We start from the raw sequence: 25,353 nt of genomic DNA, 5'->3' as shown, positions 1-25,353 counted from the left end.
GGACGAGGCCCTAGGAAGGAACGAGGACACCGTGCAGGACTGGTGGATCTACCAGGGGCCGGGCACCGCCGCACAGCGGCTCGAGCGGCTCGGACTCAGTGCGCCCCCGTGGCGGCGGTTCCCGGGGGTAGGCGCGCAGTACAGGCCGCCGGTCGGCGGAGCCGCCTGGGAGGAAACCCTGGAGCGCGGCAACGGGTTCGTGCCCGATGACCACGAGATCGACGTGGTCAACACCGCGCTGTATCTGCGCCGCCCGCTCCTGATCACCGGCAAACCCGGGGTCGGAAAGTCCACCATGGCGTACAGCATCGCGGCGGATCTGGATCTCGGGCCGGTGCTCCGCTGGCCGATCACCAGCCGCAGCAGTCTCCGGGACGGCCTCTACGCATACGACGCCATCGGGCGGTTGCACGACTCCTCGCTGCGCCGGTCACCGCAGGAGGCAGCAGGCCACGACGCCGCGGAGCCGCTGCCCATCTCGACGTATCTGCGCCTGGGGCCGCTCGGCACCGCCTTGCTCCCCCAGTCGCGTCCCCGCGTCCTGTTGATCGACGAGATCGACAAGTGCGACCTCGACCTTCCCGGCGATCTGCTGACCGTCTTCGAGGAGGGGGCGTTCGAGGTCCCCGAGCTGGCCCGAATCGCCGCCCAGGACGCGGCTCCCCCGATCGGCACCGCGGACGGACCGGAACCCTCGGCCCGGATCGACGGCGGGCGGGCCCAGTGCAGCGCCTTCCCGGTGGTGGTTCTGACCAGCAACGGCGAGCGGGAGTTTCCCCCGCCGTTCCTGCGACGCTGCATCAGGTTGCACATCGCACCTCCGGGGCGGGACCGCCTCGAGGAAATCGTGCGCAAGCGGCTAGGCGTCGACCCCGGTGCGGACCCCTCGAGCGCTCTGATCGACGACTTCCTCGGCCGCCGCGAGACCGGCGACCTCGCGACCGACCAGCTCCTGAACGCCATCCAACTACGCCTGAGCGGCGCCTGGCCGAACCCCGCCGACAACGAGCGGCTGCTCTCCGTCGCCCTGGAACGGCTCACCGACAACCCGAGCGCGTGAGCCGGCGGTGCTGGACGAGGTACGGGACGCCATCGCGACGGCAGGAGTCGACACCGGGCCCGAGGAGCTGGCCGACATCCTCTGGCTCGCCCGGTGCATGAGCGGTCCGCCGACGCCCGCCCCCGAGCCGCATGCCGCGACGGCGTTCCCACCGCCTCCTTCCGCACCCGTCCCGACCGGACCCTCCGCTCCCCCACCCCGGGGCGCCGCCCTCTTCCCCGCGCCCCCGCTCGCCGCTCCACCGGATGTACCGGGGAGGCGTCCGGCTGTGCGGCCGGCCACGCGGCGCAGCGGCGAGTACGTCCGCGTACGGCGGGCAGCACCGCTCGCTGACCCGCTCGCCCTGATGCGCGCGCTGCGCCCACTCGGCCGACGCCGACTCCCGGGCAACCGGCTCGAGTTGGACGAGGAAGCGACTGTCTCGGCCAGCATCGGACACCGGACGCTGCTCCCCGTCCTGCGACCGGCGAAGGAGCGCTGGCTGGAGCTGACGGTGGTCGTAGACACGCACCCCTCCATGCTGCTGTGGCACGACCTCGTCACGCAGTGGCACCGGGCGCTCGTACAGACCGGCCTGTTCCGCACCACTCAGCTGTGGTACCTGCACACGGACACCGAAGACGTCACGTTGTCCCGCACCCCACACGGGCGGCGCCGGCCCGCCTCTTCGCTCGTCCGGCCCCGGGAGAGGGGCCTGGTGCTCCTGCTCAGCGACGCGGTGTCGACCGCGTGGGACGCCCGTGGCCTGCATCAAGCCCTGCTCACGTGGACGGCGCACAGCGTTGTCGCACTCCTGGACATCCTGCCCGAACGCCTGTGGGACCAGAGCGCCATCAAGGCCGCACCGCACTGGATCCGCACGCCCGGACCGGCCGCACCGAACGTCAACTGGTCGCTGTCCGCGGCCGGTGACCGTGCACGCCGCCACCCGACGGACCACCGAACCGGCCTACCCGTCCTGGACTTCTCTCCGCATTCGCTGGCCGAACTCGCCCGGCTGATCTCCGGCGACGGCCGGCGCCGGCATCTGCCGTGCGTGCTGCTCAGTGACGCGCCGCGGCCCGGTGCGGAGGAGCGACCGGGGGTTGCGCGCGCGTTCCAGGCCGTCCAGCGCTTCCAGCACAGCGCGTCCCCGCAGGCCAGGCAGCTTGCCGGCTATCTGTCCGCGGTGCCGCTCACCCTGCCGGTGATGAATCTGGTGCGGCGGGTGATGCTGCCGGACGGGGACCACGGACACCTCGCCGAAGTGGCGCTCGGAGGTCTGTTCACGCCGTGGGAGGTCACGGCCCGGACCGACCCGGCCAGGGCCCTGTTCCATTTCCGTCCCGGGGTACGGGAGGCGCTGCTCGGTGCACAGTTGAGGCAGGACGTGACCGCCGTGCAGGAGGTCGTCAGGCAGGAGATCTCCGCGTTCCTGCGGCAATCGCCGGGCAGCGCCGGGGACTTCCTCGCCCTCCGGCTCATTGAGGACGATCCGGCCGCGCAGCCGATCCCGCCCGAGTCCGACGCCTTCGCCTACGATCAAGTGGTCACACGGAGGCCCGGCGGCGCTGAACAACAGCGGATCATCGATGCGCTGCTCGCACGGATCGCGTCCGGTGAACTCCGACTCGGCGCGTCGTTGCCTCCCCAGCGGGCGCTGGCCGAAGAGTTCCGTGTCTCCCGGGAGACCGTGCAGCGCGCCCTGCGACGGCTGTCGGACGACGGATACATCATCAGTCGGCAGGGCTCCGGCTCCATCGTGACCCGAATTCCCCAACAAGAGGCGGAAGTCGGCCAGGAGGCGGACCTGACCCAGGCGCTCGCCGAGGCCTTCGCGACGCCCCGCGTCGCCATCGACGTCGTCGCCCCCGGCCTCGACCAGCTCCTGCAGGCGCTCGTACCCCGCCTCGAAGACGTCAGGCAAAGGGGTCGGGCCCCCCTCACGCTCCAGATCCGGGTACTGCTCACCGTCGCCCCCTCGGAAGACCTGGACTCCGCGGCCCGTATCCGGACGCAGGAACTGCGCACCCGGCTCGATCGCATCCGCGACCTGGTCCCCGACATACGTCTGGAAGTCCGCCCCCTGCCCTCCCACCCGCTCACCGTTCTGTATCACCTGAACAACGACCGCGGCCTCGCATCCCTTTTCCTCACCCCGGACGGCCTGCCGGACCCGCCCCTGTTCACCCAACCGCCCACCGAACTGGCCGAAACCCAGGCATGGTTCACCGGGTGGTGGGACATGCTCGGGGACGACGCCCAGCAGGGCCCCTGACCATCGGCCCTCACCGGGAACGAGTACCGCTTCTCAGGGAGCTCGGCGAGTGTCGGTCTTCCTGACAGGACCTCCGTCTGCTGCCCGGAACGCCTACGCCGTACCCCCGGCAAGTGACAGGCATACCAGCCGCTCCCCGGACGGTGCCGCATCGGGGTTGAGCAGGACCGTCACGTGAACGACCTCCACCGTCGGCGGCCCACGCCGGCCATCTCTGAGCTGCCTGGGGGAGCCCAACTGACCCGGCCGTTCGCGAACACGGGCCCGAGCAGCCAGGCGCTGAACCCGGTGGTGGCCGGGCCGTTGCGGCTGCCGGCGAATACTCGGCTGCGGGTGACACCCCCTCACCCTTAGGCTGCCGTTCGAGGGGCTGCCGAGGCGCCCTGCCGACAGCGGTCAGTCACTGGATCGGAGATCGCAGGGTAATGACTTGTCAACTGTTCGCGATCTGCTTCGATGCGAGCGAGCCGCTGGGTCTGGCGCGGTTCTGGTCCGGGGTCCTGGGTCGGGAGATGGCCGACGATCCACGCGACGGCGTCTTGATCCTGCCCGGTGTGGACACCGAGTTCCGGGTCCGTTTCCTTCCGACCGAGGAGCGGAAGGTCGGCCAGAACCGGATGCACTTCGATCTGACGAGTACATCCCTGGAGGACCAGCAGCAGACGGTGGCCAGGGCGCTCGGACTCGGCGGACAGCACATCGACGTCGGCCAACTCCCGGAGGAGGGGCACGTGGTGCTCGCCGACCCCGACGGCAACGAGTTCTGCGTCATCGGGCCGGGCAACGAGTTCCTCGCCGACTGCGGATTCGTCGGAGCGCTGGCCTGCGACGGTTCGCAGGAAGTCGGGTACTTCTGGAGCGAGGCGCTGGGGTGGCCGTTGGTCTGGGACCAGGACCAGGAGACCGCGATCCAGTCGCCGCGCGGCGGTACGAAGATCACGTGGGGTGGTCCACCGGTCGCGCCGAAGACGGGCAGGAATCGGCTGCGTCTCGACCTCGCTCCACCTGGCCACGGTGATCGGCAGGCCGAGGTCGACCGTCTTCTCTCCCTGGGCGCGACCCGAATCGACACCGGCCAGGGCGAGGACAGTTGGGTGGAGATGCTCGATCCCGACGGCAACGAGTTCCGCGTGTTGACGCCCCGACGCACACCTCAAGACCCGCCCGCCTACACGTGAGCCGAGATCCGTGACGTACGGCCCACGTCCTTGCGGGAGGTGGCCAGATAGCCGACGAAGCCCACAATGGCCACCGTCCAGGACAGGGTGACCGGACCCAGGCCCAGGTTCAGTCCGCCTCGGTGGTGGCTGACGGCCATCCAGTCCGCGAGGGAGGCACCGAGCGGGCGGGTGAGGACGTACGCGGCCCAGAAGGCGGTCACCGCGTTCAGGCTGCCCCGGCGGTGGGCGACGGCCGGGACGGCGATCGCGGCGGCGTACAGGACGGCGGAGCCCAGGTAGCCGAGGCCCATGGAGGCGGTGAGGTCCCCGGCGGCGGTGCCCAGGGCGAACGTGGCCAGCACGGCGGCCCAGTAGAAGGTCTCGCGGCGCCGGGAGTGGATGCTGTGGATGGACAGGGTGCGTTCGCCGCGGTGCCAGAGGGCGAAGACGGCGGCCAGCGCGGCCATGAAGAACGGGGTCGAGAGGGCGTACGGCACGCCGAGGCCGACGTGCAGGACGTCGGCGGCCATCGTGCCGAACACGCTGATCACGACGATCGTCGTCCAGTAGATCCACGCCACGTACCGGCGGGCGGCGAACTGCGCCGCCAGGGCGGCCACCAGGGCGAGGCCGCCAAGTCCGACGGCGGGGATCGGTCCGAGCCGGTGGGCCAGGAAGTCGGAGGCCGTCTCACCCATGCCGGTCGTCAGCACCTTGATGATCCAGAAATAGACGGTCACCTCCGGCACCTTGCTCGCCGCGTGCCGTACCGGGCCCAGTGGCCGGTCGTGAGTGAGGTGATCTGTCGTCATGGCAGGCACGATGGCACGGTGCCGGGCAGTTGCCCCAGACCCCTTTGCCAGGCTTTTGGCGCTTCTGGTACGTGAGTTGCCCAAGGCGCACCCATGACCATGCGTCGCCCTGTGGGACGTAAAGGATCAGTGGACGATCCGGTAGCGGTGTTCGGGCCGGCCCGTGGCCCCGTACCGGAGTTCGAGCCGGACCAGGCCTTCCTTGACGAGGTAGGACAGGTATCGCTGGGCGGTGGCGCGGGAGACGCCGGTGAGTTCGGCGGCCTCGGCCGCGGAGAGTGCGCTGTGGGCGGTGCGCAGGATCTGGTGCAGGAGGGCGAGGGTCGGCGCCGAGTGGCCCTTGGCCGGGACGCGGGGGACGGTGGGCGGGTGGGCGGCGCTGAAGAGGGCGTCCACGTCGGCCTGGTCGGTTTCCGGGGTCGAGCCGAGTGCCTCCATGCGGTGCTGGAGTTCCCGGTAGGCCATCAGCCGCTTGGCCAGGTCGCCGGAGCCGAAGGGCTTGACCAGGTACCCCACGGCGCCGAGTTTCATGGCGACGCGCACCGAGGTGATGTCCCGGTCGGCGGTGATCATGATGGCGTCGGGGCGGTCCCCGCCCTCGTCCCCGCTGAGCTGTCGCAGCACGTCGAGTCCGCTGCCGTCGGGCAGGAAGATGTCGAGCAGCACCAGGTCGGGGCGCAGGGTGCGGACCGCCTCCAGCGCGTCGGCCACGGTGGCCGCCTCGCCGACCACTTCGAAGCCCTCGACACGGGACACGTAGTCGCAGTGGATGTGGCTCACCCGGAAGTCGTCGTCCACCACCAGGGTCCGGATCATCCTCGTTCACCTCCTGTCGGCAGGATCGTGGTGAACAGCGCTCCCTGGGTCGCGGGGGCGACGTCCGGCAGGGGCAGTACGACGGTGAAGACCGCGCCCGGGCCCTCGGTCACCGTGATGGTGCCGCCGTGGCGCTGCACCAGCCGGTGCACTATGGCCAGGCCCAGACCCCGCCGGGCGGTGCCCCGGTCGGGGCGGGTGGTCCAGCCGTCCTGGAAGATGGCGTCGGCGGCGCCCGGTGGGATGCCGGCACCGCTGTCCGCCACCCGCACGGTCACCTCGTCGACGTCCTCGATCAGGGAGAGCCGCACCTCGCGGCCGCTCGTCGGGGGCGGCCCGCCGGCCGTCGCGTCGATCGCGTTGTCCAGCAGGTTGCCGACGATGGTCAGCAGCCGTTGCAGATGTGGTGGGTGCTGGCCGAGTGCGGAGTCGTCGCTCAGTACGATCCGCACCCCGCGTTCCGCACCGACCGTGGTCTTGGCCACGATCAGCCCGACCATCAGCGCGTTGCCGATCCGCCCGCGTACGGACTCGGTCAGCGCCTGCTCGGCGCCGGCCGACTCGACGGCGAACTCGAAGGCGGCGTCGTGGTCGCCGATGTCCAGCAGTCCGGCCACCGTGTGCATGCGGTTGGTGAACTCGTGCTGCTGGGCGCGCAGGGCGTCGGTCAGGCCGCGCACCGAGTCCAGTTCGCGCAGCAGGCCGACGAGTTCGGTGCGGTCGCGGACGGTGACGACGGCGCCCAGCTCCCGGCCGTGCAGCGCCACCGGCATGCGGTTGACGACCAGGCAGTGGTCGTCGGTCAGCACGCTGATGTCGGTGCCGGTCACGGTGCCGTCCAGGGCGCGGCGCAGCCGCCCGTCCGGCAGGACGTCCGCCAGCTCGCTGCCGAGTGCGGTGCCGAGGCCGAGGAGGTGCCGGGCCTCGTCGTTGACCACGGTGATCCTGCCGTCGGGGTCGAAGGCGACGACCCCTTCGCGGATGCCGTGGAGCATCGCCTCGCGGTCCTGGAGCAGCCCGGCGATCTCCTCCAGTTCCAGTCCGAACGTCGACCGTTTCAGCCGTTTGGCCAGCAGCAACGCGGCCGCCGATCCGAGCGCGACGGCGATCGCGGCGTACAGGCCGAAGGTGGGCAGCTCCCGCCACAGCTCACCGAGCACATCGCGCTCCGGCAGGCCCGCCGACACCTCGCCGACCAGCGTGCCGGTGGGCCCGTACAACGGGGCCTGGCCGTTGGCGGACCGTCCGGTGGCCCCTACGTCGATGCCGACGTGCGGACGTCCGTCGCGGGCGGCGAGGGGGTCGGTCACGGTCTTGCCGATCAGTGACGGCATCGGGTGCGAGTGGCGCACCCCGTGCAGGTCGGTCACCACGACGTACGACGCTCCCGACGCCTTGCGGATCCGTTCGGCGACGGTCTGGACCACGTCCCCGCCGCCGCCGTACTCCATGGCCTGCTGGATCTGCGGTTCGGCGGCCATGGTCTGTGCGATGGCCAGGGCGCGCTGTTCGTAGGCGCGGTCGAGTTCGGCCCGCTGCGCGACGGCGAACAGTACGAAGCCGGCGAGTCCGGTGAGCGCGAGGATGAGCAGCTGGTTGGCCAGGATCCGCGCGGAGAGTCTCCCCGTCCCGCCGCGGCCGATCCGGATTCGGATGGGTATCACAGGTGCGTTCGCCCCGGTCGTGCCTCGTTCGGGACCGGCCCCTGCGCCGTACCCGTGGTGGCGTGATTGTGCCTGTCCGCGGGCGCTCTGCCCACCCCCTGGATCACTGAGCAGAACGCGCAGAACCCCGTTCAACGTGGGAAACCCGCGCAACCTTCGGAAGTCTCGCCCCGCCGTGGACGGGGGCCTACGTTCTCGTCACCCGCCGGAAACACCGGCGCAACGTACTTCTCCGACATCTTCCGAAGGCGGTGCGAAGCAGTGCCCGAACCAGTGACCGGTACGGCTCCGGCGATCGAGCTGCGCCAGGCGACCAAGCGGTTCCGCACCCCGTCAGGCGGGGTCTACACCGCTCTGCGTGACCTCGACATGACGGTGGCCCCCGGCGAGTTCTGCGCGGTGGTCGGCCCGACCGGCTGCGGCAAGTCGACCACCCTCTCGCTGATCTCCGGCCTGGAGCAGGCGAACGCGGGCCAAACCCTGATCCATGGCGAAGCGGTCACCGGGATCGACCCCCGGGTCGGCTTCATGTTCCAGACCGACGCCGTCTTCCCGTGGAAGTCGGTGCTGGACAACGTGGCGGCCGGACCGCAGTTCCGCGGCACACCGAAGAAGGAGGCCGTCACCAAGGCCCGTGACTGGCTGCGCCGGATCGGCCTGTCCGGCTTCGAGGACCGCCTGCCGCACCAGCTGTCCGGCGGCATGCGCAAAAGGGTTGCGCTGGCGCAAACGCTGATCAACGAGCCCGAGATCCTGCTGATGGACGAGCCGTTCTCCGCGCTCGACGTCCAGACCCGGCAGATCGTCCAGGACGAGCTGCTGTCCCTGTGGGAGCTGACCCGCCCGGCCGTCGTCTTCGTCACCCACGACCTGGAGGAGGCCATCGCGCTCGCCGACAAGGTCGTGGTCCTCACCGTCGGCCCCGGCACGGTCAAGGACACCTTCCGCGTCGACCTGCCCCGCCCCCGCAAGGTCCAGGAGATCCGCTTCGACCCGCACTTCATCGAGATCTACGAGCAGATCTGGGAGACCCTCCGCGACGAGGTCACGCTCGCCTACGCCCGCACGTCGGGCGCCCAGACCACCCCCGCCACCGCCTCGGTCTAGGAGACCCGTGATGACCGACCTCCTCGTCAACAAGGACCCCGGCCCCGCCGCTCCCCCGCTCCCCGCCGACGAGGCCGCGCTGATCCGCACCGCCAGGTCCCGCACACGCCGCCGCCGGCTGCTCATCCTGCTCGCGCAGATCGGGCTGGTCGTGCTGGTGCTCGGCGGCTGGCAGCTCGGCGCCTCCAGCGGCTCGCTCGACAAGTTCACCTACGGATCGCCCGACGGTGTCGTCGCCCAGCTGAAGACCTGGTTCACCGACGGCACCTCGCTCGGCTCCATCTGGCACAACATCGGCGTCACCATGCAGGAGACCGTCCTCGGCTTCCTCATCGGCACCGTCGCCGGAGTCGTCCTGGGGATCGCCCTGGGCCGGATCCGGGCGCTGGCGGACGTGATGGCACCGTTCATCAAGGCGGCCAACTCCATCCCGCGCATCGTGCTCGGCTCGATGTTCATCATCTGGTTCGGCCTCGGCCCGTCCGGCAAGGTCGCGCTCGCCGTGGTCCTGGTCTTCTTCTCGGTCTTCTTCAACGCCTTCCAGGGCACCCGCGAGGTCGACCGCAACCTGATCGCCAACGCCCGCATCCTGGGCGCCTCCGAATGGCGGGTGACCTCCCAGGTCGTCCTTCCCTCGGCGATGACATGGATCGTCGCCTCCCTCCACGCGGCCTTCGGCTTCGCCCTCATCGGCGCCATCGTCGGCGAGATGCTCGGCGCCCAGGCCGGCCTCGGCCAGCTGATAGCCCAGGCCCAGGGCAACTTCAACGCCGACGGCGTCTACGCCGGAACCCTGATCATCGCCGTCCTCGCCCTGATCGCGGAGTTCCTCGTCACCCGCTTCGAGAAGAAGGTGCTGCGCTGGCGGCCCACCCAGCTGTCCGCCGACAGCGGCCTGTAGTCCCCCTCCCGGCCTTCACCACGCACTCCGCACACCACACACCACGAAGGAGACCAGCGATGAAGCTGGCCAAGCACACCCTGATCCCCGCCGCCGCCTGCACGGTCCTGGCCCTCACCCTGTCCGCCTGCTCCGGCGGTTCGAGCACCCAGTCCGTCGCCAAGGGCTCCGGTGGAACGCCCACCGTCAGAATCATGGTCGGCGGCCTGGACAAGCAGATCTACCTGCCGGTGATGCTGGCCGAGAAGCTCGGCTACTACAAGGCTCAGGGCATCAACGTGAAGCTCTCCGACGAACCCGCCGGAGTCGAGGCCGAGACCGCCATGATCTCCGGCCAGATCGACGCGGTCGTCGGCTTCTACGACCACAACATCGACCTGCAGTCCAAGGGCAAGTCCACCGAGTCCGTGGTCCAGCTGCTCCAGGCGCCCGGCGAGGTGGAGATGGTCCGCAGCGACGAGGCCGGCAGCGTCAAGAGCCCGGCCGACTTCTCCGGCAAGCACCTCGGCGTGACGGGCCTCGGCTCCTCCACCAACTTCCTCACCGAGTACCTGGCGACCAAGAACGGGGTCAAGCCGGGCAAGGCCACCTCGGTGGCCGTCGGCGCGGGCTCCACCTTCGTCGCCGCCATGCAGAACAAGCAGATCGACGCCGGCATGACCACCGAGCCCACCATCTCCATGCTGGAGCAGAAGAAGCTGGCCACTCCGCTGATCGACATGCGCACCGCGGCCGGCGCCAAGGCGGCGCTGGGCGGCACTTACCCGGCGTCCTGTCTCTACATGACCAGCGCCTTCGTCCAGAAGAACCCGGCCACCGTGCAGAAGCTCGTCAACGCCTATGTCGAGACGCTCAAGTGGATCCAGACGCACACCGCCGCCCAGATCGCCGACAAGATGCCGGCGGACTACTACGCGGGCGTCGGCAAGGACGTCTACGCCAAGGCCTTGCAGAACGAGAAGGGCATGTACTCGCCGACCGGCCTGATGCCCGCCGACGGTCCCAAGACCGTCCTCAAGGTCCTCTCCGCCTTCGACCCCACGGTCAAGGGCCACACCGTCGACTTGTCGAAGACCTACACCGACGACTTCGTCAACAAGGCCAGGTGATGCCCGCGTCCCTCGTCCCGGGCCCGCTCCTGCGGCCCGAGGACGAGGGACGTCCGGTGTCACCACGCCGCCGGCACGGACCGCGACCGCCTTGTCCGCCGAGCACCGGACAGACGCCCTCACTGCGTGAGGCCGGCCTCGTCGCAGGCGGGCCGGAGTTTGCGGGTGCAGATCTGGTCGATGGTGTACACGCCCTGCTTGACGAGGGTCTCGTCGATGTCGCCGACCGTCACCGCGGTGGGAGTGAGCAGCACGGACGGGATGTCCCGGGTGGTGGGACTGTCGGTAGCCGTCCTGGCGACGTCGCGGGCCTCCTCGCCGCGTCCCAGGGCGACAGCCATGGCGGCGGCCGCTGCGGCTTCCGCCTTGAAGGGTTTGTACACCGTCATGTACTGCTCGCCTCGGACGATGCGCTGCACCGCCGCGAGTTCGGCGTCCTGACCGGTGACCGGAGGAAGGTCCCGCACACCAGCGCGTTTGAGGGCGGAGATGACGCCTGCCGCCATGGCGTCGTTGGCGGCGAGGACCCCTCCGATGCGGTCCGGGCCGAGAGCCGACAGGGCGGCAGACATGTGGGCGTGGGCGTTCTCCGTGCTCCACCCGAGGGTGTCGTACGATCTGGCGATCTTCGCCTTGCCCTGGAGAACGGACAGGGCGCCCTTGCGGTACGACGCCGCGTTGGGGCTGGTGGGATCGCCGTTCATCATGACGACGTTCGCGTCGTCCGCTGCGGCCCCCATGGCCTTCAGGAGCGCCTCGCCCTGGAGCTTGCCGACCTGCTCACCGTCGAAGCTGACGTAGCCGGAGATCGGTCCCTCGGCGAGCCGGTCGTAGGCGACGACGGGGATGTCCGCCTTTCGTGCCTCCCGGATCGAGGAGCGCAGCGCCCTGGTGTCGGCGGCGTCCAGGATCAGGACCCGGACCCCTTTGGTGATCATGGACGTCATCTGTTGCGCCTGCGTCGTCGCGTCGTTCTCGGCATTGGCGTACTGCATCGTGCAGCCGGGGCACAGCTTCTTCAACTGCTGCTCGATGAAGGGCTTGTCGGAGTGCTCCCAGCGCGGGAGCGCTCGGCTGGGCAGCAGCAGTCCGATGGTGAAGCTGTCCGCGCCCGCCTCGCCGTCTTCTCCGCAGGCGGCCAGAGGCATCGCCAGCAGGCCGGCGACGACCACCGCCACGACATACCGGATACGTGTCCTCATGGCATGCCCCCTCGTCCTGCCCGCGGTTCCGGGTCCGCGGGTGCGGACTCGCGGCGCGGCACGGTGATCTCGCTCCACACCTGCTTGCCGCCGGCGACGGGCATCGAGCCGAAGGAGTCCGACATCGCCTCGACCAGAAGCAGGCCCCGGCCGCCGGTCGACTCCCAGTCCACGATCACCGGTTTGGCGGGCGCCCGTGGCGAGGAGTCGCTCACACTGACGCGCACCCGGTCACCGCGCAGCGTCAGATCCACGCGGACCGGGCCCTGGGTGTGCACCAGCGCGTTGGTGACGAGTTCGGACACGACCAGGAGCACCGCGTCGGCCGCTTCCTCGGTCTTCCAGCGGCGCAGCGTGCGCGCGGTGAAACGGCGGGCGTGCATGACGGCGTCGGGCAGCCGCCACACCACCCAGTCGGCCCGGATCGGCCGGGTCTGCAGGCCGTCGTAGCGCAGCAGCAACAGCGCCACGTCGTCCTCACGGCGGCCGACGTCGCCGAGCAGCGCGTCGGCCATGCCCCCAGGGTCCACCGGATCGGCCGCGGCGAGTGCGGTGCGCGTGCGGCGCATGCCCTCGTCCAAGGGCAGGTCGGAGGCCTCGACCAGGCCGTCGGTGACCAGGGCGAGCACCGTCCCGGGCTCCAGCGCGACCGCGGTCATGGGGAACTCCGCCTCCGCGAGGATGCCGAGCGGAAGCCCGCCCTCGACCTGCACCTCCTCGGTACGTCCGTCGGGATGGCGCACCAGCGGGGCGAGGTGGCCGGCCCGGACGAACAGGGTGTTGCCCTCCTCCAGGTCCAGTTCGACATAGCAACAGGTGGCGAACAGGTCGGTCTCCATGCCGACCAGGAGGCGGTTGGCGTGGGACACGACCACGTCGGGCGGATGGCCCTCCACCGCGTACGCCCTGACCGCGGTACGCATCTGGCCCATGATCGTGGCGGCCCCGGCGCTGTGTCCCTGCACGTCACCGATGACGAGCGCGACCCGCTCCTCGGACAGGGCGATGACGTCGTACCAGTCGCCGCCCACCTGCAACCCCCGCATGGCCGGCAGATAACGTGCCACGGCCGTGCACCCGGGCAGTTCCGGAAGGCGTCGAGGCAGCAGACTGCGCTGGAGCATCGTCGCGAGTTCCTGCTCGGCGTCGTGCGCGTGGGCCCGCTTGAGGGCCTGTCCGACCAGCGCGGCGGTGGCGGTCAGCAGGGTTCGTTCCTCGGGGACGAACTCGTGCGGCTGCTGCCAGCCGACCAGACACACGCCGGCCACCCCACCCTTGGCGGGGAGCGGGAGCACGGCCAGGCCTCCGCCGCCGATGCCCGCGAGTCCGTCTTCGAGGGCCGAACCGGCGGGCCACAGGTCCATGCGTCCGTCCTGCAGGGCCAACTGCAGGGTGGGCAGAGCGCTGACCGGCGCGTCGGGCCATTCCGAACGCCACTGGGAACGCCAGATCTCCGGCCAGGCGGTGGGCTGCGGCGGATCCAGCACGGTGACCATGAGCCGGTCGTCCTGCAGCTCGGCGAGCGCCACCCGGTCGGCGCCCAACGGCTCACGCAGCGCGGTGACGGCGACCCGGCCGACGTCACGGACCGTCGCGGCGCCATCGAGCGCGGCGGTCAGCCACTGGATCCTGGAGACGTCATCGGCACTCCGGCTCAGCACCGAGGTCGCCGTCACCACGCCCAGCACCTGCTCCGGCCTGACCTCGGTGCCCGCCGCCACCCGGCAGCTCAGACTCAGCCAGCGCATTTCCCCGGTGGGGCGCCGGACCCGGAACTCCAACTCCCGCCGCCCGTACGCCTGGCCTCGCGGTTCCAGGACCGACATCAGCGCGTGCATGTCCTCGGGGAAGGCGTGCGCGAGCAGGGTGTCGGCCTTGCCGTCGAAGTCGTCCGGCGTGATGCCGACCAGTTCGAGCAGCGTCTCGTCCGCCTCGATCACCCCGGTGTCCGGCACCAGAACGAAGGAGCCGACGCACAGACCCCGCAGCGCGGGATACAGCACCGCCGAAGGCTCGGACCGACCGGTCCTGGACTGCACCATGTCGGCGATCGCGCCGGCGTAGCGCTCCAGGAAGCGCCGCTGCTCGGCCGCGAAGCCTTCCACGGACCCGCCCATCACGACGAGGCAGCCCAGTCGTCCGCCCCCGGACGCGAGAGGCAGCGCGCCGAGCGCCATATCCGCCCGCGGCGGCGTCGGCACGTTCTCGAATGAGGAGGTGAGCACGGCGGGAGTGAGCCACACCGGCCGGTCGGTGTGGAAGGCGTGCGCCGCGGGCGAGCCACCGGACAGTGACAGCCGCTCCGGCACCCCGTGCTGAGGAGTGACGCGTCCGGCGGTCTCCACCAGCCGAAGCTCTTCGTTCGCGGCATCGGGCACATAGACCGCTGCCAGCTCCACGCCGGCGAACGTCAGGGCCCGGTCGCTCACGGCGACCTCCGGCATCGGAGGCTGAGGAGAACCCGTGCCTGCCGTGCCGGCCTCGGCTGCCCGCAGCTCGGTGACTCCGGCCCGGGCCCGGCCGTCATGAGGCATGTCCGCAACGTACCTCCCGCCCATGGCGCAGGTGCCGACGCGCTGGGAGACCCAGGCACCCACCTACCCAGAGTCTCATACGCGAACGAAACGGACAGATCCACTTCTGTGGTCACTGGCCGCGGACCGCCGGTGCGCTCGCAGATCACCGCCCCCGGTGCCACACTGACGACGTGGTCGTCTTGCTACTTCCACGCGGTGCGGTTCATCCCGAGGTTCGGCTTCGGCATCGCGGCAGCCCGCCGACTGCCGACGCCGGGACAATCGGGCGGAGGCCCCTGCGCGCCGGCACCAGGCCACCTTCGCGTCGGCCGGGGTCTCAGCCGCGCGTGAGGGTGCCGGCCGCTGTTCGCCCAGGTCCCCCGGTTGGCGTGGCGAACCGACTCGACATGGCGAGTGCCGTCGCACCGCGTCACGCACGGCCGATACGACCCCTGCCTCGCGTAGGCCGGCGGGGCGCAGCCGTCGGACCTCAGGCCCGTCGAAGGCCGGTCACGGGCAGCCGACGAAGGAGGTCCCGCGCATGAAGGCCCGCACACGGGAGGCGGCCCTCGCCATGACCGCCGTCTCCACAGCCATGGCCCTGGCGGCCTGCGGCGCCGACGCCGGGAAGGACGGCGACGGATCCGACGCGCCCAGGATCGGCCTGCTCCTGCCGGACGCCACCACGGCCCGTTGGGAGGGGCAGGACAGGCCCCTGCTCGAAGAGAAGATCGGCGAGCTGTGCGCCGACTGCGCGGTGGAGCACACCAACGCCAAGAACGATGTGGCCGTCCAGCAGGAACAGATGAACTCGATGATCACCAAGGGTGTCGATGCCATCGTGCTCGTGGCCGTCGACGCCCGATCGCTCGGCGCCGCGGTCAAGAAGGCCGACGAGGCGGACATCCCGGTCATCGCCTACGACCGTCTCGCCGAGGGCCCGATCGCGGGCTATGTCTCCTTCGACGGCGAGGAGGTCGGCAAGCTCCAGGGCAGGTCACTCCTCAAGGCCATGGGTGACACGGTGAGCGAGGAGCAGATCGTCATGATGAACGGCGATCCCAGTGACCCCAACGCGGTGTCGTTCAAGAAGGGCGCGCTGTCCGTGCTCGAGGGGAGAGTCAGGATCGGCAAGGCGTACGACACGCTCCAGTGGCGGACGGAGGCGGCGAACATGAACATGTCCGGCGCCATCTCGGCCCTCGGCGTCGGCAACATCAACGGTGTCTATGCCGCCAACGACGGCCTCGCCGCCGGCAGCATCGCCGCCCTCAAGGCGAACAAGGTCGATCCGCTGCCCCCCGTCACCGGGCAGGACGCCGAACTCGCGGCCGTACAGCGCATCGTGGACGGCGATCAGTACATGACCGTCTACAAGCCCTTCGGCCCCGAGGCGTCCGCCGGAGCCGCGTTGGCCGTGGCGGCGGCCCGCGGTGAAAGCCTCACCGGGGTCGCCAGGGACAAGGTGCGGACCAGTACCGGCGCGGAGGTCCCGGCCGTGATGCTCGCCCCCGTCTCCGTGACGGTCGACAACATCAAGGACACCTTGGTGAAGGACGGCGTGTACACGATCCCGCAGATCTGTACGCCCCGGCTGGGTGCCGCCTGCGACGAGGCCGGGCTGACCTGACAGGCCGGCTGCTCACGAGGCCCGGTCCGGGAAGGAGATGTTCTCCGTGCCGACTCCCCCCTTGCTGGCCATGCACGGCGTGTGCAAGCGCTTCGGCGTCGTCGAGGTCCTCACCGACATCGAGCTGGAGATCCGCGCCGGGGAGGTCGTGGCCCTTCTGGGCGACAACGGGGCCGGCAAGTCCACCCTGGTCAAAGCGATCTCCGGAGTGTCGCCCGCGGACAGGGGAGTCATCGAGTGGGAGGGCCGGACGGTCCACATCAGGCGCCCCCACGACGCCCGGGACCTCGGCATCGCCACCGTCTACCAGGACCTCGCACTGTGCGGAAACCTCGACGTCGTGGGCAATGTCTACCTCGGGCGGGAGATCCGCCGGTTCGGCTTCCTGGACGAGGTGGAGATGGAGCGCCGCACCCGACACCTGCTGGAGGGCCTGACCAGGGGCATCCCCGACCTGCGCGCCCCCCTCGTCTCACTGTCCAGCGGTCAGCGGCAGACGGTCGCCATCGCCCGCTCCCTCCTCGGTGACCCGCGGCTGCTCCTGCTGGACGAACCGACCGCGGCGCTGGGATTCGACCAGACGACCGAGGTCCTGGACCTCGTCGACCAGTTCCGTGACCGCGGTCTGGGAGTACTGCTCATCAGCCACAACATGGGGGACGTCAAAGCGCTCGCGGACCGGGCCGCCGTCCTTCGGCTCGGTCGCAACAACGGCTTCTTCAACGTGAACACCGCTTCGCAGGAACAGATCATCTCCTCCGTCACCGGCGCCACGGAAAACGTGCCCCGCCGGGTGGCCCACCGGGAGGCGGGATGGTGAAAGGGACGCGCAACATGGCGGACGGCAGACGGCCCGAACCCGCCGCGCCCACCGTCAGGACCCGTCAGCCACGTCCCGGGCAGGCCGTCACCCGTGCGGTGCAGGGCTGGGGTGCCGTCCTGCGGCGCAAGCTGAGCGCCGGCGAACTGGGCTCGCTCCCTGTCCTCCTCGTCCTCGCCACGGTCTGGATCATCTTCCAGGCCCTCAACGAGAACTTCCTTTCCCCCCGGAACCTGTCCAATCTCAGCGTGGACATCGTCGGCACGGGACTGATCGCGGTCGGTATCGTCTTCGTGCTGCTGCTCGGTGAACTCGACCTGTCGGTCGGCTCGATCAGCGGCCTCGCGGCTGCTGTCTTCGCCGTCCTGAACGTGAACAACGGCGTACCGGAATGGCTCGCCCTCATCATCGCGGTGCTCGCGGGCACCGCGGCGGGAACCGTCCAGGGCTTCTCCTTCGCCAGGACCCGGGTACCGGCCTTCGTCGTCACCCTCGCCGGACTGCTCACGTGGAACGGCTTCATGCTCTCCATCCTCGGGGACAGCGGCACGATCAACCTCGACGAGAACGGGCTCGTGGCCAAGCTGACGAGTCACTACTTCACCCATGACAGCGCGGCCTACGGTCTGGCGGCGGGCGCTGCAGGTGTGGTCTTCCTCGTGTCCCACCAGGACAGACGGCGGCGCAGGGCCGTCGGCATGCCACACCGCTCGCTCCGGGGAATCGCGGCACGCACGGGAGCGTTGGCGGTGATCGCTTTCGCGGCCGCGTACGTGCTCAACCGGTTCCAGGGCCTGCCGCTCGCCCTCCTGGTCTTCCTCGTCCTCGTGGCCGGCCTCGACGTCGTTCTCCGCCGCACGCACTACGGGCGGCAGGTCTACGCACTGGGCGGCGGCGTCGAGGCGGCCCGACGCGCCAGCCTCAGCGTGACCCGGGTACAGACCGCGGTACTCGCGGTCTCGGGCACCATGGCCGCGATCGGCGGCATGTTCCTGGCCTCGCGGATCACCTCCGTGAGCCAGAACTCCGGCTCCGGCATCCTGCTGCTCAACGCCATCGCCGCGGCCGTCATCGGCGGCGCCAGCCTGTTCGGGGGACGCGGATCGACCTGGAACGCGGTGCTCGGCATCCTGGTCATCCAGTCGATCGCCTCAGGCATGGCGATCACGGACACTCCCACCGCCGTCCAGTTCATCATCACGGGCGGAGTGCTCTTCGCCGCGGTGGTCATCGACTCCGTGTCCCGACGCTCACACGAGGCACACGGGCGGGCTTGACACATCCGTGTCCCGGTACGGCGACCTCGTGCCGGCCGGCGGTTGATGTCCGGCCGGATGCCCTGCTCGACTTCGGGAGGGGCCGGCGGGAGTGCCCCCAGTCGTCGGAGCCGTCGGCCTCCTCGTCACCCTCCGGCACGCGTCGGGTGCGCTCGTCGGCCTCGACACCCTCCAGCGGCTTGCCCGCCGTCGTACCGTGCTCCGGCTGGTAGCCCTCTTCGGCGCTTGCCGTACCCGGTACGGATCGCTCCCGCGCCTGGCTCTCCGCCCCCGAGTGCGCCCCGGGCCCGTCGTGGCTGCGTGCCCGGTCGTAGCGGTCCTCGCGGTGGTCCTTCTTGCCGGTCATGCCCGCCCTCCCATCGGCGTCGGGACCGTCCAAGTCCCTGGGACGGGAGACCGCAACCGGCGACGCGTCATGTCGCCGACCGGTCCTTCCCCGGCATGCGCACCACTGTGAGCAGGCCGTCTCGGGTGGCCGGCGCGTCGAGGGACAGCGTGTGGTAACCCGCGTGGTCGAACAGCACGGTGATGCGGTCCCGTCCTCGCTCAGCACCGTGCCCTCGCCCCATTGCAAGCAACGGCGACACCACCACGACCGGTCCGGACAGCATCAGGGCGGGTACCTGGTAGACGGCGGACTTGCCGGAGCCGGTCGGCATGACGACGAGGACGTCCTCACCCTCCAGCACCCCTTCCATGGCCCTGACCTGCTCGGGCAGGAGAGTGTCCCAGCCGAACACGTCCGCGGCGATGTCACGCAGGCGCGCGGCTCCACCCCTTCCTGTCCGCGGTCCGCTGCGTCCCATGGCCGGCTCCCTCGATGCTCGTGCGGACGCGTTCGGAAGGCCGCGCCCATGGCGCCCCCTGGGTACCCGCGGGACCGGCGGAGATGCCGCGGCCCGCCCACCCACCGTCACGCCGTGAAGCCGTCACGCCGTCACGCGTTGCCCTGGCTCAGGGCGTCGGCAGCGGAGTCCGCGCGTGTCACCTCAGCGACCGGCCCTCCGAGGCCGCCCGCTGCCAGGCCGCGTCCCTCAGCAGCCGCAGCCCGTTGAGGCCGACGATGACGGTGGATCCCTCGTGGCCCGCCACGCCGAGCGGCAGGGGCAGGGTGCCCGCGAGGTCCCAGACGACGAGGCCGGCGATGAACACTCCGGCGATCACCAGGTTCTGCACGACCAGCTGCCGGGCGCGGCGGGAGAGGGCGATCACGGCGGGCACGGTGGCGAGTTCGTCGCGGACGATCACCGCGTCGGCGGTCTCCAGCGCCAGGTCGGAGCCGGCCCGGCCCATGGCGACGCCGATGTGGGCGGCCGCCAGTGCCGGGGCGTCGTTGACACCGTCCCCGACGACCAGGACCCTGCGGCCGGCGTCCTGAAGCTCCTTGACCGCCTCCACCTTGTGCTGCGGCAGCAGTCCGGCCCGGACGTCCCCGATACCGACCTCGGTGGCCAGGCGCGCCGCCGCCCGCGGATTGTCACCGGTCAGCAGCACGGGGGTGGCGCCGGTGAGGGCCGTGAGGGATACGACCGTGGCGGCGGCGTCCGGGCGCAGGCGGTCGGCGATTCCCAGGACACCGACCGGAGCACCGTCGGCCGTGACCAGGACGGCGGTACGCCCGTCCTCCTCCAACTCGGCGGCCAGGGTCACCGCGTGAGCGGCGGTCACCTCGGTCGCCCGGTCGAGGACCCGGGCGGGTGCGCCCACCGCGACCACTCGTCCGTCGACGGTGGCGGTCACTCCCACGCCGGGCGTGGAACCGAAGTCCTCCGCGGGCGACAGCCGCAGGCCGCGCTCTCGCGCCGCGTCCACCACGGCGCGCGCCAGCGGGTGCTCACTCGGATGCTCGGCCGCCGCCGCGAGCGCCAGCAACTCCCGCTCCGTCAGGCCCGATCCGGCCAGCGGCCGGACATCGGTGACCCTCGGCACGCCCTCGGTCAGCGTGCCGGTCTTGTCCAGGGCCACCGCGTCGACCTGCCCGAGCCGCTCCATCACCACCGCCGACTTGACCAGCACGCCGCGCCGTCCGGCGTTGGCGATGGCGGAGAGCAGGGGTGGCATGGTGGCCAGCACGACCGCGCACGGCGACGCCACGATCATGAAGGTCATGGCCCGCAGCAGCGCCTCGCTCAGCTCCTCACCGAAGGTGAGCGGGACGAGGAAGACGGCGAGCGTCGCCGCGACCATGCCGAGCGAGTAGCGCTGTTCGACCTTCTCGATGAACAACTGGGTGGGTGCCTTGGTCTCGGACGCCTCCTCCACCATCCGCACGATCCTGGCGATCACCGTGTCGGAGGCGTCGCGTTCGACGCGGACGCGCAGCGCGCCGGTGCCGTTGAGGGTGCCCGCGAACACCTCGTCGCCGGGCTCCTTGGCGACCGGGAGCGGTTCGCCGGTGATGGTCGCCTGGTCGACCTCGCTGGTCCCGTCCAGGACGCGGCCGTCGCTGCCGACGCGTTCGCCGGGTCGTACGAGAATGGTGTCGCCGACCGCCAACTCCGCGGCGGGAACGGTCTGTTCGCCGCCGTCCGGGGTGAGCCGGGTGGCGGTGGCGGGGGCCAGGTCCAGCAGGCCGCGGACCGAGTCGGCGGTACGGGCCGTGGCCAGCGCCTCCAGGGCGCCGGAGGTGGCGAAGATGACGATCAGCAGGGCGCCGTCCATCGCCTGACCGATCGCCGCGGCACCGAGCGCGGCGACGACCATCAGGAGGTCCACGTCGAGGGTCTTGTCCCTCAGTGCCTTCAGGCCCTCCCAGCCCGGTTCCCACCCGCCGGTGACGTACGCCAGCGCGTACAGCGGCCCCCACAGCCAGGCCGGCGTGCCGGTCAGGTGCAGTGGCAGCGCGAGCAGGAAGAAGACGGTGGCCGCGACGGCCCAGCGCACCTCGGGCAACGCCAGGATCCGCGTGCGCCGCCGGGGAACACCCGCTTCCCGCGCGGGCGCGGGCGCGCCGACCGGAGACGGACTGAGGGTGGAGGTCATCGGAGTCGAAGGTCCTTCACGAGGGGGTGTTCGGGGGCATCAGGACATGCGGCCGTCAGCCGCTCCCGTCTTCCTCCTCACCATACAGGAACACATGAATACCCATTCATTTCTTCATGAGCAGCGACCCTCGCACGACAGGGAGCGCGACCACCCGTCGCCGCGAGCGTCAAGCCTTGGCAATGGTTTTCATATGGATCGGATTCGGCCATGTTCTGACATTCATTTTCATCTAGCGTGGCGCATGTCCGGTCCACTTCCGGACTGACCAGTTCCGGGAACGTCCCTGTTCCCGCCCGTTCGTTAAGGACCACCCATGCCCATGCCCCCGTCCCGGCGCATCGCCCTGATCACCGGGGCCTCCATGGTCCTTCTCGCGGGCTGCGGCAGTTCGTCGGACTCCGGCAGCGACGGGAACGCCTCCCAGAGCCCGGTCTCCTCATCCGTGATCCCGGTGGTCGCCTCGACGAACGTCTACGGCGACATCGTCGAGCAGATAGGCGGGGCGAAGGTCGACGTCACGTCGGTCATCAGCGACCCCGACCAGGACCCGCACTCCTACGAGGCCAACACCCAGAACCAACTGGCGCTGTCCAAAGCGAAGGTCGTCGTCGAGAACGGCGGCGGCTACGACGACTTCATCGACCGCATGTCGAAGAGCAGCGACTCCTCCGCCGAAGTGATCAACGCCGTCAAGGTCTCCGGCAAGACCGCGCCCAAGGGCGGAGAGCTGAACGAGCACGTCTGGTACGACTTCCCCACCGTGCGCAAGATCGCCGACAGCGTGGCCGCCGCCCTGGGCAAGGCCGACCCCGGCAGCGCTGCCGCCTTCACCAAGAACGCCGAGACCTTCAAGGCGAAGCTCCAGCCGCTGGAGACCAAGGAAGCCCAGATCAAGAAGGACCACGGCGGCGAAGCGGTAGCCATCACCGAGCCCGTGCCGCTGTACATGATCGACGCGAGCGGTCTGGTGAACAAGACGCCCGCGGAGTTCAGCGAGGCCATCGAGGAGGGAGACGACGTCTCCCCCAAGATCCTGCAGGCGACGCTGGCACAGTTCACGGACAAGCAGGTCAAGGCCCTCGTCTACAACGAGCAAACCTCCGGACCGCAGACCGAGAAGGCCGAGGCCGCCGCCAAGGCGGCCTCGATCCCCGTCGTACCGGTGACCGAGACCCTCCCGCAGGGCAAGGACTACCTCGGCTGGATGACCGCCAACGTCGACGCGCTCGCGAGCGCGCTGGACAAGTGAGGCAGCCGGGCGTGGCCTCCGTACCTCAGGCCCGCCGAGGCGGGACCGACACCGGCGCGGTGATCGCTCTGCGCGGGGCGGCCGTGTCCTACGGCGAGCGCGTGGTGTGGCAGGGCCTCGACCTGGACGTACAGCCCGGGGAGTTCGTGGCCGTCCTCGGGCCGAACGGCTCGGGCAAGACCAGTTTCGTACGGGCTCTGCTGGGCCGGCAGCCCCTGTCCGCCGGAACGCTCACCGTCCTCGGCCGACCCCCGCGTGAGGCGCGCCGGCATCTCGGCTACGTCCCCCAGCAGGCGGAACTCTCCGCTCAGGCCATGCTGCGCGCCCGCGACCTCGTGCGCTTCGGGATCGACGGGCACCTGTTCGGACCACGACTGCGCACAGTCGCCGTCCGCCGTCGGGTGGACGAGATCCTGGAGTCGGTCGGCGCCTCGGCGTACGCCGACGTCCCCCTCGCACTCCTGTCCGGAGGCGAGCGCCAGCGCGTGCGCATCGGCCAGGCGTTGGCGACCGATCCGCGGATCCTGCTGTGCGACGAACCGCTGCTCTCCCTCGACCTGAACCACCAACGGGCCGTCACCGAACTCGTGGACGCCCGCCGCCGCTCCCACGACACCGCGGTGATCTTCGTGACCCACGAGATCAACCCCGTCCTCGGCATGGTCGACCGGGTGCTGTACCTGGCACGCGGCGGTCACCGGGTCGGCACACCGGAGGAGGTGCTGACCTCCGAGTCGCTGTCGCGGCTGTACGGCACGCGGGTCGACGTCGTCCGCGTCCAGGGGCGCGTCGTGGTCGTCGGAGCCCCCGACGAGACGGCCGCACCCCCGCACCACCCCCATGAGACCGAGGAATCGCGCACATGACGTTCGCCGACGGAGCCTGGCACCAGATCTTCAGCTTCGAGAACTACGGCGAACTCCTGGCCCTGGTGCGCAACTCCCTCGTCGCCGGTGCCGCGCTCGGCCTCGTCGGCGGCCTGGCCGGGGTCTTCGTCATCATGCGCGACCTGCCCTTCGCGGTACACGGCATCAGCGAGCTGTCCTTCGCGGGCGCGTCGGCGGCACTGCTGCTGGGCGTGAACATCGCGGGAGGCTCGATCGTCGGCTCTCTCCTGGCGGCCGGCGTGATCGGCGTCCTGGGTGCGCGCGCCCGCGACCGCAACTCGGTGATCGGCATCATCATGCCGTTCGGCCTCGGACTCGGCGTGCTCTTCCTCGCCCTTTACAAGGGCCGGGCGGCCAACAAGTTCGGTCTCCTGACCGGCCAGATCGTCGCCGTCGACACGCCGCAGATGACGTGGCTGCTCGGCACCTCCGCCGTCGTCCTGCTCGCCCTGGCGACCATGTGGCGGCCGCTCACCTTCGCCAGCGCCGACCCGGACGTCGCCGAGGCCCGCGGCGTACCCGTGCGCGCGCTGTCCTTCGCCTTCATGCTCGTGCTCGGCCTCGCGGTCGCCCTGTCGGTGCAGATCGTCGGCGCCCTGCTCGTCCTCAGCCTCCTAGTCACCCCGGCCGCGGCCGCCGCCCGCGTCACCGCCTCGCCGGTACTGCTGCCACTGCTCAGTGTGGTCTTCGCCGTGCTCTCGATCGAGGGCGGCATCCTGCTCGCCCTGGGCAGCAGCATCCCCATCAGCCCCTACGTCACGACGATCTCCTTCACGATCTACGCCGTCTGCCGTCTGGCCGGCGGCTACCGCACCCAGCGCCGGGGAGCCAGGACAACGGCACCCCGGCCCGCCTGACGGACCCGCGGAACGCTCCCGCCCACAACCGGAAGCGCACCGGCACCTCCGTCGACTGACTGACCATGTGTCCGGCCGCCCTTCCGCACCCACCGCACGGCGCGCGAACGGCACGGCGGTGCACTCGTGCAGTGCGCGCCGCTCGGTGCCTGAGTCGGCAGGTCGGCAGGTCGGCATTCGGCGATTCGGCGTGAGCACCGGTGCGCGGGTTGGGAAGAGATCGATCGGCTGGATCATGTGGCCGGGCGACGTAAGGCTTCCGTCATCTCCGCCGGGTTACGGGGCGGCCACCCTCCTGCGTTGAATGGGGCAGAGATCAGCGAACTCTCACGAGACGGGGCGGGGATGGGGCGCGTGCGAAAGGTACCGACCAGGCGGTTGGCCGTCGGAGCACTGGTGATGGCGATCGCCACGGCCGGCTTCGGGCTGTACTGGTTCCAGCCGTGGAAGCTGTGGCAGGACGAGACCGTCGACGAGGCCTTGCCCGGGGTCGTGGAGCCCTCCGCGCCTCCCGCGGCGGCGTCCTCGGAAAGCCCCGCCACGCCGCCTTCCCCGGCCGCTCGGCCCCAGGCGCTGGCAAGCGGCGAGCTGATCAGCCACGAGCACGCGACATCGGGCAGTGTGAAGCTCGTACGGCTGGCGGACGGCTCCCACGTCGTCCGGCTGGAGAACCTGGACACCAGCAACGGGCCTGATCTGCGTGTGTGGTTGACCGACGCACCGGTGAAGGAGGGGCAGGCGGGCTGGCACGTCTTCGACGACGGGGAGTACGTCAGCCTCGGCAAGCTCAAGGGCAACAAGGGAAGCCAGAACTACACCCTGCCCGACGACATCGACCCCGCCCGCTACACCAGCGTCAGCATCTGGTGCGACCGCTTCGACGTGTCCTTCGGTGCCGCCGAACTCGTGCGCGCCTGACAGGGGGCACAGCGGAAAGCGATCGGGGCGATGCCGGGCCGGTCCGGCACGGGTGCGGGTGGCGGTGGCGGTGGCACGTCACTGAGGCCGGTCAACGCACCACGGTTTCCCGCCCGCTGCCGACCA

Annotated in this window: 21 protein-coding genes; 13 read left to right on the top strand and 8 right to left on the bottom strand. The window is 70.5% G+C overall.

Translation table 11 applies throughout. From position 1 onward, the window contains the following. Positions 1–31: 31 nt before the first annotated feature. From ACWBNA_RS40010 to ACWBNA_RS40000, 3 genes are all read left to right on the top strand, one after another. Entirely contained in the window at positions 32–1,060 is a 1,029-nt protein-coding gene (locus tag ACWBNA_RS40010; RefSeq protein WP_482709473.1) for an AAA family ATPase, read from the top strand. A 7-nt stretch (positions 1,061–1,067) separates the two neighbouring features. Further along, positions 1,068–3,317: an SAV_2336 N-terminal domain-related protein gene (locus tag ACWBNA_RS40005; protein ID WP_482709472.1), complete on the top strand. Its 2,250-nt coding sequence runs from the start codon at positions 1,068–1,070 to the stop codon at positions 3,315–3,317. 425 nt (positions 3,318–3,742) lie between these two features. Continuing rightward, positions 3,743–4,495 (top strand): VOC family protein, encoded by a 753-nt coding sequence (locus ACWBNA_RS40000; protein ID WP_482709471.1) that lies wholly within the window; start codon positions 3,743–3,745, stop codon positions 4,493–4,495. Here ACWBNA_RS40000 and ACWBNA_RS39995 read toward each other — a convergent pair. From ACWBNA_RS39995 to ACWBNA_RS39985, 3 genes are all read right to left on the bottom strand, one after another. Further along, positions 4,486–5,289: a COG4705 family protein gene (locus ACWBNA_RS39995; RefSeq protein WP_482709470.1), complete on the bottom strand. Its 804-nt coding sequence runs from the start codon at positions 5,287–5,289 to the stop codon at positions 4,486–4,488. The genes ACWBNA_RS40000 and ACWBNA_RS39995 overlap by 10 nt on opposite strands. Positions 5,290–5,415: 126 nt before the next feature. Next, positions 5,416–6,105, bottom strand: a complete 690-nt coding sequence (locus ACWBNA_RS39990) for a response regulator (protein ID WP_482709469.1) — start codon at positions 6,103–6,105, stop codon at positions 5,416–5,418. Beyond that, positions 6,102–7,769 (bottom strand): sensor histidine kinase, encoded by a 1,668-nt coding sequence (locus ACWBNA_RS39985; protein ID WP_482709468.1) that lies wholly within the window; start codon positions 7,767–7,769, stop codon positions 6,102–6,104. The genes ACWBNA_RS39990 and ACWBNA_RS39985 overlap by 4 nt, the downstream gene beginning before the upstream one ends. Positions 7,770–8,030: 261 nt before the next feature. Between ACWBNA_RS39985 and ACWBNA_RS39980 the strand changes: the two genes are divergently transcribed. The 3 genes from ACWBNA_RS39980 to ACWBNA_RS39970 are packed head-to-tail and all read left to right on the top strand — an operon-like array spanning position 8,031 to position 10,886. Next, entirely contained in the window at positions 8,031–8,876 is an 846-nt protein-coding gene (locus ACWBNA_RS39980) for an ABC transporter ATP-binding protein (RefSeq protein WP_482709467.1), read from the top strand. 10 nt (positions 8,877–8,886) lie between these two features. Beyond that, a complete protein-coding gene (locus ACWBNA_RS39975; RefSeq protein ID WP_482709466.1) occupies positions 8,887–9,777 on the top strand; it encodes an ABC transporter permease in 891 nt (296 codons plus the stop codon). Between the two features lie 59 nt (positions 9,778–9,836). After that, positions 9,837–10,886: an ABC transporter substrate-binding protein gene (locus ACWBNA_RS39970; RefSeq protein WP_482709465.1), complete on the top strand. Its 1,050-nt coding sequence runs from the start codon at positions 9,837–9,839 to the stop codon at positions 10,884–10,886. Positions 10,887–11,005: 119 nt separating this feature from the next. On the opposite strand, the gene ACWBNA_RS39965 is transcribed toward ACWBNA_RS39970, so the two are convergent. Beyond that, positions 11,006–12,088, bottom strand: a complete 1,083-nt coding sequence (locus ACWBNA_RS39965) for a sugar ABC transporter substrate-binding protein (RefSeq protein ID WP_482709464.1) — start codon at positions 12,086–12,088, stop codon at positions 11,006–11,008. After that, positions 12,085–14,622 carry a SpoIIE family protein phosphatase gene (locus ACWBNA_RS39960; RefSeq protein WP_482709463.1) on the bottom strand — a complete coding sequence of 846 codons (2,538 nt, stop codon included), beginning with the start codon at positions 14,620–14,622 and terminating at the stop codon, positions 12,085–12,087. The genes ACWBNA_RS39965 and ACWBNA_RS39960 overlap by 4 nt, the downstream gene beginning before the upstream one ends. 523 nt (positions 14,623–15,145) lie before the next feature. On the opposite strand from ACWBNA_RS39960, the gene ACWBNA_RS39955 reads away from it, so the two are divergent. Genes ACWBNA_RS39955 through ACWBNA_RS39945 form a run of 3 tightly spaced genes read left to right on the top strand, consistent with a single transcriptional unit; the run spans position 15,146 to position 18,331 of the window. Next, positions 15,146–16,234, top strand: a complete 1,089-nt coding sequence (locus ACWBNA_RS39955) for a substrate-binding domain-containing protein (protein WP_482709462.1) — start codon at positions 15,146–15,148, stop codon at positions 16,232–16,234. Positions 16,235–16,271: 37 nt separating this feature from the next. Further along, positions 16,272–17,054 (top strand): ATP-binding cassette domain-containing protein, encoded by a 783-nt coding sequence (locus ACWBNA_RS39950; RefSeq protein ID WP_482709461.1) that lies wholly within the window; start codon positions 16,272–16,274, stop codon positions 17,052–17,054. Next, a complete protein-coding gene (locus ACWBNA_RS39945) occupies positions 17,048–18,331 on the top strand; it encodes a sugar ABC transporter permease (protein WP_482709460.1) in 1,284 nt (427 codons plus the stop codon). The genes ACWBNA_RS39950 and ACWBNA_RS39945 overlap by 7 nt, the downstream gene beginning before the upstream one ends. Here the strand turns inward: ACWBNA_RS39945 and ACWBNA_RS39940 are convergent. The 3 genes from ACWBNA_RS39940 to ACWBNA_RS39930 form a co-directional block, all read right to left on the bottom strand. Then, positions 18,282–18,677: a hypothetical protein gene (locus ACWBNA_RS39940; protein ID WP_482709459.1), complete on the bottom strand. Its 396-nt coding sequence runs from the start codon at positions 18,675–18,677 to the stop codon at positions 18,282–18,284. The two genes, ACWBNA_RS39945 and ACWBNA_RS39940, sit on opposite strands and share 50 nt — an antisense overlap. A gap of 67 nt (positions 18,678–18,744) precedes the next feature. Then, positions 18,745–19,137: a DEAD/DEAH box helicase gene (locus ACWBNA_RS39935; RefSeq protein WP_482709458.1), complete on the bottom strand. Its 393-nt coding sequence runs from the start codon at positions 19,135–19,137 to the stop codon at positions 18,745–18,747. Between the two features lie 178 nt (positions 19,138–19,315). Further along, complete coding sequence (locus tag ACWBNA_RS39930; RefSeq protein ID WP_482709457.1) at positions 19,316–21,313, bottom strand: heavy metal translocating P-type ATPase; 1,998 nt, start codon at positions 21,311–21,313, stop codon at positions 19,316–19,318. A 316-nt stretch (positions 21,314–21,629) separates the two neighbouring features. On the opposite strand from ACWBNA_RS39930, the gene ACWBNA_RS39925 reads away from it, so the two are divergent. The 4 genes from ACWBNA_RS39925 to ACWBNA_RS39910 all read left to right on the top strand — a co-directional run bounded on the left by ACWBNA_RS39925 (position 21,630) and on the right by ACWBNA_RS39910 (position 25,227). Then, positions 21,630–22,565, top strand: coding sequence for a metal ABC transporter solute-binding protein, Zn/Mn family (locus ACWBNA_RS39925; RefSeq protein WP_482709456.1), 936 nt, complete (start codon positions 21,630–21,632; stop codon positions 22,563–22,565). 11 nt (positions 22,566–22,576) lie between these two features. After that, complete coding sequence (locus tag ACWBNA_RS39920; protein WP_482709455.1) at positions 22,577–23,431, top strand: metal ABC transporter ATP-binding protein; 855 nt, start codon at positions 22,577–22,579, stop codon at positions 23,429–23,431. Beyond that, a complete protein-coding gene (locus ACWBNA_RS39915; RefSeq protein ID WP_482709454.1) occupies positions 23,428–24,309 on the top strand; it encodes a metal ABC transporter permease in 882 nt (293 codons plus the stop codon). Before ACWBNA_RS39920 ends, ACWBNA_RS39915 begins: the two co-directional genes overlap by 4 nt. 345 nt (positions 24,310–24,654) lie before the next feature. Continuing rightward, positions 24,655–25,227 (top strand): DM13 domain-containing protein, encoded by a 573-nt coding sequence (locus ACWBNA_RS39910; protein WP_482709453.1) that lies wholly within the window; start codon positions 24,655–24,657, stop codon positions 25,225–25,227. Positions 25,228–25,353 lie beyond the last annotated feature (126 nt).

The organism is Streptomyces sp. Q2 (assembly GCF_056820935.1).
This window is presented reverse-complemented; position numbering and strand designations above follow the sequence as displayed.

Coding starts and splice junctions, on each gene's coding strand:
- ACWBNA_RS39940 (WP_482709459.1), bottom strand. CDS start 18,677: ATGACCGGCAAGAAGGACCACCGCGAGGACCGCTACGACCGGGCACGC.
- ACWBNA_RS39995 (WP_482709470.1), bottom strand. CDS start 5,289: ATGACGACAGATCACCTCACTCACGACCGGCCACTGGGCCCGGTACGG.
- ACWBNA_RS39950 (WP_482709461.1), top strand. CDS start 16,272: ATGTTCTCCGTGCCGACTCCCCCCTTGCTGGCCATGCACGGCGTGTGC.
- ACWBNA_RS39930 (WP_482709457.1), bottom strand. CDS start 21,313: ATGACCTCCACCCTCAGTCCGTCTCCGGTCGGCGCGCCCGCGCCCGCG.
- ACWBNA_RS39915 (WP_482709454.1), top strand. CDS start 23,428: ATGACGTTCGCCGACGGAGCCTGGCACCAGATCTTCAGCTTCGAGAAC.
- ACWBNA_RS39990 (WP_482709469.1), bottom strand. CDS start 6,105: ATGATCCGGACCCTGGTGGTGGACGACGACTTCCGGGTGAGCCACATC.
- ACWBNA_RS39945 (WP_482709460.1), top strand. CDS start 17,048: ATGGTGAAAGGGACGCGCAACATGGCGGACGGCAGACGGCCCGAACCC.
- ACWBNA_RS39910 (WP_482709453.1), top strand. CDS start 24,655: ATGGGGCGCGTGCGAAAGGTACCGACCAGGCGGTTGGCCGTCGGAGCA.
- ACWBNA_RS39970 (WP_482709465.1), top strand. CDS start 9,837: ATGAAGCTGGCCAAGCACACCCTGATCCCCGCCGCCGCCTGCACGGTC.
- ACWBNA_RS40000 (WP_482709471.1), top strand. CDS start 3,743: ATGACTTGTCAACTGTTCGCGATCTGCTTCGATGCGAGCGAGCCGCTG.
- ACWBNA_RS39935 (WP_482709458.1), bottom strand. CDS start 19,137: ATGGGACGCAGCGGACCGCGGACAGGAAGGGGTGGAGCCGCGCGCCTG.
- ACWBNA_RS39925 (WP_482709456.1), top strand. CDS start 21,630: ATGCCCATGCCCCCGTCCCGGCGCATCGCCCTGATCACCGGGGCCTCC.
- ACWBNA_RS39975 (WP_482709466.1), top strand. CDS start 8,887: ATGACCGACCTCCTCGTCAACAAGGACCCCGGCCCCGCCGCTCCCCCG.
- ACWBNA_RS39955 (WP_482709462.1), top strand. CDS start 15,146: ATGAAGGCCCGCACACGGGAGGCGGCCCTCGCCATGACCGCCGTCTCC.
- ACWBNA_RS39965 (WP_482709464.1), bottom strand. CDS start 12,088: ATGAGGACACGTATCCGGTATGTCGTGGCGGTGGTCGTCGCCGGCCTG.
- ACWBNA_RS39960 (WP_482709463.1), bottom strand. CDS start 14,622: ATGCCTCATGACGGCCGGGCCCGGGCCGGAGTCACCGAGCTGCGGGCA.